This window comes from Ruegeria sp. YKSE079 (genome assembly GCF_059612845.1).
The window spans coordinates 1-5,731 of record NZ_JBXWRJ010000044.1; the positions used below are offsets into that span (position 1 = coordinate 1).

The following is a 5,731-nucleotide window of genomic DNA, read 5'->3' on the forward strand; positions in this document are numbered from 1 at the left end:
TTTGGTTGCGGGAGCAGGATTTGAACCTGCGACCTTCAGGTTATGAGCCTGACGAGCTACCTGGCTGCTCCATCCCGCGCCGGTTTGTTGGCCTTTTGGTTTTTGCCTTGAGGCCGATGTTTGGCCGTTTGCCTTTTGGGCTGTTTGCCGGCCTTGCATGTGTTTTGATCGTTTTGAGAGGATTGTGGGGATTTTACTAGGTTTGGCGGTGACCTACTCTCCCGGGGCTTGAGCCCAAGTACCATTGGCGCGGCGGCACTTAACTTCCGGGTTCGGAATGGGACCGGGTGTTTTGCTCGCGCTATGACCACCAAACCGAGGAAAATCCCCGTCGCTCTTTTTGCTTTGCAAAAAGGCGACGCGCGGGAGGCAGCGTATTCGCTTGCGAATGCGCGTTCCCGCACGGTTGTTGTATCAATCAACACCGTGCGATCCGCTTATGCGGATTGTCACGTCATTGTCCAACTCAAGGTGTGTATGTTTTTGGCTTTTTGATTTCGCCTACCGCTTCGCTACTTGAGGCGGTGGGTGTCTTTCCATTACTGGATCAAATCAAGCCTATCGGGCGATTAGTACCGGTCAACTGAACGCATTGCTGCGCTTACATCTCCGGCCTATTGACGTGGTGGTCTTCCACGGCCCTCAGGGAGACCTTGTTTTGAGGGGGGCTTCCCGCTTAGATGCCTTCAGCGGTTATCCTGTCCGATCATAGCTACCCTGCACTGCCGTTGGCACGACAACAGGTCCACCAGTGGATCGTTCACCCCGGTCCTCTCGTACTAGGGGCAACTCCTCTCAAGTCTCCTACACCCACGGCAGATAGGGACCGAACTGTCTCACGACGTTCTAAACCCAGCTCACGTACCTCTTTAAACGGCGAACAGCCGTACCCTTGGGACCTGCTCCAGCCCCAGGATGAGATGAGCCGACATCGAGGTGCCAAACACTGCCGTCGATATGGACTCTTGGGCAGTATCAGCCTGTTATCCCCGGCGTACCTTTTATCCGTTGAGCGATGGCCCTCCCACTTGGGACCACCGGATCACTATGGCCGACTTTCGTCTCTGCTCGACTTGTCAGTCTCGCAGTCAGGCTGGCTTCTGCCATTGCACTCAACGAGCGATTTCCGACCGCTCTGAGCCAACCTTCGCGCGCCTCCGTTACGCTTTAGGAGGCGACCGCCCCAGTCAAACTACCCGCCACGCAGGGTCCCGGATCCGGATGACGGACCGCGGTTAGACATCAAGAGTGCGAAGGGTGGTATCTCAAGGGAGGCTCCACAGGTACTTGCGTTCCTGCTTCAAAGCCTACCACCTATCCTGCACATCACAATCCTGATGCCAGTGCGAAGCTGTAGTAAAGGTGCACGGGGTCTTTCCGTCTAACCGCGGGAAGCCTGCATCTTGACAGGCAATTCAATTTCGCTGAGTCGATGTTGGAGACAGCGGGGAAGTCGTTACGCCATTCGTGCAGGTCGGAACTTACCCGACAAGGAATTTCGCTACCTTAGGACCGTTATAGTTACGGCCGCCGTTTACCTGGGCTTCAATTCGGAGCTCTCACCCCTCCTTTTAACCTTCAGGCACCGGGCAGGCGTCAGACCCTATACGTCGTCTTGCGACTTCGCAGAGCCCTGTGTTTTTAATAAACAGTCGCCACCCCCTGGTTTGTGCCCCCAGCCCCTAGTTGCCTAGGAACCGGGCCTCCTTCTCGCGAACTTACGGAGGTATTTTGCCGAGTTCCTTCAACATCGTTCTCTCAAGCGCCTTGGTATGCTCTACCAGTCCACCTGTGTCGGTTTAGGGTACGGTCTGATGGAGGGCTATTTCCAGGAACCACTCAGCGGCCCACCCAATCCGATAAGGGTGAACAACAGTCGTGATCCGTCACATCCTCCTGGCACAGGAATATTAACCTGTTTCCCATCGCCTACGCCTTTCGGCCTCGGCTTAGGGGCCGGCTTACCCTGCTCAGATTAGCTTTAAGCAGGAACCCTTGGACTTTCGGCGAGAGTGTCTCTCACACTCTTTGTCGCTACTCATGTCATCATTCTCACTAGTGATCTCTCCACCGGATCGCTCACGCGCCGGCTTCATCGAAAGGACTCTATCCTGCGCTACCGCCTGTTCGGCTACTTGAGCGCGATTTCTCGCGCCAAATGACCGGCGGCAATACAGGATAAGTCCTATGTCACACTACGCTCTGCTACCATGCCTTACGGCATCCTAAGCTTCGGCTCATGGCTTGAGCCCCGTTACATCTTCGCCGCAGGACAACTTGTTTAGACCAGTGAGCTGTTACGCTATCTTTAAAGGATGGCTGCTTCTAAGCCAACCTCCTGGTTGTTTTGGTCGTCCCACCTGCTTTCCCACTTAGCCATGAATTGGGGGCCTTAGCTGTAGGTCAGGGTTGTTTCCCTCTCCACTACGGACGTTAGCATCCGCAGTGTGTCTGCCATCTAGTACTCCCGGGTATTCGGAGTTTGGTTAGGATCAGTAAGCCTGTGGGGCCCCATTACCCATCCAGTGCTCTACCCCCCGGGGTATTCGGATGACGCTCTACCTAAATAGATTTCGCAGAGAACCAGCTATCTCCGAGTTTGATTGGCCTTTCACCCCTAGGCACAGCTCATCCCGATCCTTTTCAACGGATGTGGGTTCGGTCCTCCAGCAAGTGTTACCTTGCCTTCAACCTGGCCATGCCTAGATCACTCGGTTTCGGGTCTGATCCCACGAACTCATGCGCCCTATTAAGACTCGCTTTCGCTGCGCCTACACCTAACGGCTTAAGCTTGCTCGTGAGACCAAGTCGATGACCCATTATACAAAAGGTACGCCGTCACCCCGCAAGGGGGCTCCGACTGATTGTAGGCGTTCGGTTTCAGGTACTGTTTCACTCCCCTCGTCGGGGTGCTTTTCACCTTTCCCTCACGGTACTGGTTCGCTATCGGTCAGCAAGGAGTACTTAGCCTTCGAAGGTGGTCCTCCGATCTTCAGACAGGATTTCACGTGTCCCGCCCTACTTAATACGTCCCATCGAGCTTCGAATACGGGGCTGTCACCCGCTATGGCCCAGTTTCCCAACTGGTTCTTCTCACTCTCAAGGCTCGGCTGGTCCCCGTTCGCTCGCCGCTACTGGGGGAGTATCAATTGATTTCCTTTCCTCCGGGTACTTAGATGTTTCAGTTCCCCGGGTTTGCCTTTATAACCCTATGTATTCAGGTCATAAATACCTGGTCATGCTCATTATTGATCAGCTGTGCCAACAATAACAAACATTCAGGTGGGTTGCCCCATTCAGAAATCCATGGATCAAAGCTTATTCTCAGCTCCCCATGGCTTATCGCAGAGTATCACGTCTTTCATCGCCTCTTGCTGCCAAGGCATTCACCAAACGCCCTTCTCGCGCTTGATTTGATCCAGAAAAAGAAAGACATAACATTTTGCGCTACCGCCTGTTCGGCTACTTGAGCGCACTATATTTGTCCTACCGCCTATTCGGCTACTTGAGGACGTTTAACCGTCCACAACCGAAGTTGCGCCAGAACTCATGTCAATCGAGACCGCCCAGCTGGTAACTAAAGGCGATCGTTCTTCTGAACCAAAAACATACATTTCCCGCCCCCGCCACTTGGACGAGGACAATTGAGCAACCCCATATGGTCTCCCAGCCGTGCAGCTGATCAACGCAGGTCGCTCGGGTTAGTATATTTGACTTGGACAACTCTGTTCTTTTCGGATCGGGATACACAAGACAGGGCCGGCTAGACCCAAACCGTGCCGTCCATCAGACGATGGAACCGACCGAGATCAGCGCCACACTCGGCGCGATCAAACAGTGTTGATTGATTTCTCTCTAAACGATGTCAATTACGGCGACTTTCGAAGAAAGTCTGCCGAGTGCGAGGCAGCGTATTCTCGAAGAGAATGCGCGTTCGCACACCATAGTCTGTTAAGAACAGACATCTCAGCATTCCTAAAAATGCTCAAAAACCTGTTCTCTTTGGATATCAGGACAATCCGGAGACCCGCTCTCATTGCTTTTGCAAGCAAAAGCAACTGCCGCTTACCACCACCTGGCGAGTGTTGTTCGTCATCTTTTTGCTTGCAGCAAAAAGAGACGGTGGTGGGTCGAGGAGGACTTGAACCTCCGACCTCACGCTTATCAGGCGTGCGCTCTAACCACCTGAGCTACCGACCCAGCTGATTTTGCTTCGCAAAATCGGCGTCGCCCGACAGGCTCTTTTCAAAGAAAAGATGCCGAGAGGGCCAGACCCTATAGTGGCTGATTACAAGGGCCGTCATGCTTGGTGGAGCCTAGGAGGATCGAACTCCTGACCTCCTGAATGCAAATCAGGCGCTCTCCCAGCTGAGCTAAGGCCCCTTGCCGGACCTCGCGCCTATTCGCAAGATCCTGATTTTCTGAAGAGATATGAGGACGGCCTGGTCCTTGAGTTTGACCAACTTTGTTTGTTGATCTTCTGCTAAGTGTTTCACGATCAAGAGCGAACTCCATGATGCCAGAAACATCCTTAGAAAGGAGGTGATCCAGCCGCAGGTTCCCCTACGGCTACCTTGTTACGACTTCACCCCAGTCGCTGAGCTCACCGTGGTCCGCTGCCCCCTCGAAAGGTTGGCGCACGGCCTTCGGGTAAACCCAACTCCCATGGTGTGACGGGCGGTGTGTACAAGGCCCGGGAACGTATTCACCGCGTCATGCTGTTACGCGATTACTAGCGATTCCGACTTCATGCCGTCGAGTTGCAGACGACAATCCGAACTGAGATAGCTTTTTGGGATTAACCCATTGTCACTACCATTGTAGCACGTGTGTAGCCCAACCCGTAAGGGCCATGAGGACTTGACGTCATCCACACCTTCCTCCCGCTTATCACGGGCAGTTCCCTTAGAGTGCCCAGCCGAACTGCTGGCAACTAAGGGTGTGGGTTGCGCTCGTTGCCGGACTTAACCGAACATCTCACGACACGAGCTGACGACAGCCATGCAGCACCTGTCACCAGGTCACCGAAGTGAAAGACCCATCTCTGGGCCGGTCCTGGGATGTCAAGGGTTGGTAAGGTTCTGCGCGTTGCTTCGAATTAAACCACATGCTCCACCGCTTGTGCGGGCCCCCGTCAATTCCTTTGAGTTTTAATCTTGCGACCGTACTCCCCAGGCGGAATGCTTAATCCGTTAGGTGTGTCACCGACAAGCATGCTTGCCGACGACTGGCATTCATCGTTTACGGTGTGGACTACCAGGGTATCTAATCCTGTTTGCTCCCCACACTTTCGCACCTCAGCGTCAGTATCGAGCCAGTGAGCCGCCTTCGCCACTGGTGTTCCTCCGAATATCTACGAATTTCACCTCTACACTCGGAATTCCACTCACCTCTCTCGAACTCAAGACTGGGAGTTTTGGAGGCAGTTCCGGGGTTGAGCCCCGGGATTTCACCCCCAACTTTCCAATCCGCCTACGTGCGCTTTACGCCCAGTAATTCCGAACAACGCTAACCCCCTCCGTATTACCGCGGCTGCTGGCACGGAGTTAGCCGGGGTTTCTTTACCTGCTACCGTCATTATCTTCACAGGCGAAAGAGCTTTACGACCCTAGGGCCTTCTTCACTCACGCGGCATGGCTGGATCAGGGTTGCCCCCATTGTCCAAGATTCCCCACTGCTGCCTCCCGTAGGAGTCTGGGCCGTGTCTCAGTCCCAGTGTTGCTGATCATCC

At 54.1% G+C, this 5,731-nt stretch carries 3 tRNA genes and 3 rRNA genes; all 6 read right to left on the minus strand.

Annotation, left to right across the window (positions count from 1 at the left end):
• Positions 1-2: 2 nt before the first annotated feature.
• Positions 3-79, minus strand: a tRNA-Met gene (locus AC2FMY_RS21830).
• A 121-nt stretch (positions 80-200) separates the two neighbouring features.
• Positions 201-315, minus strand: a 5S ribosomal RNA gene (gene rrf, locus AC2FMY_RS21835).
• 233 nt (positions 316-548) lie between these two features.
• A 23S ribosomal RNA gene (locus tag AC2FMY_RS21840) occupies positions 549-3,414 on the minus strand.
• A 709-nt stretch (positions 3,415-4,123) separates the two neighbouring features.
• Positions 4,124-4,200, minus strand: a tRNA-Ile gene (locus AC2FMY_RS21845).
• A gap of 107 nt (positions 4,201-4,307) precedes the next feature.
• Positions 4,308-4,383, minus strand: a tRNA-Ala gene (locus AC2FMY_RS21850).
• Between the two features lie 152 nt (positions 4,384-4,535).
• Positions 4,536-5,731: ribosomal RNA gene (locus AC2FMY_RS21855) — 16S ribosomal RNA — on the minus strand; the annotation flags it as partial.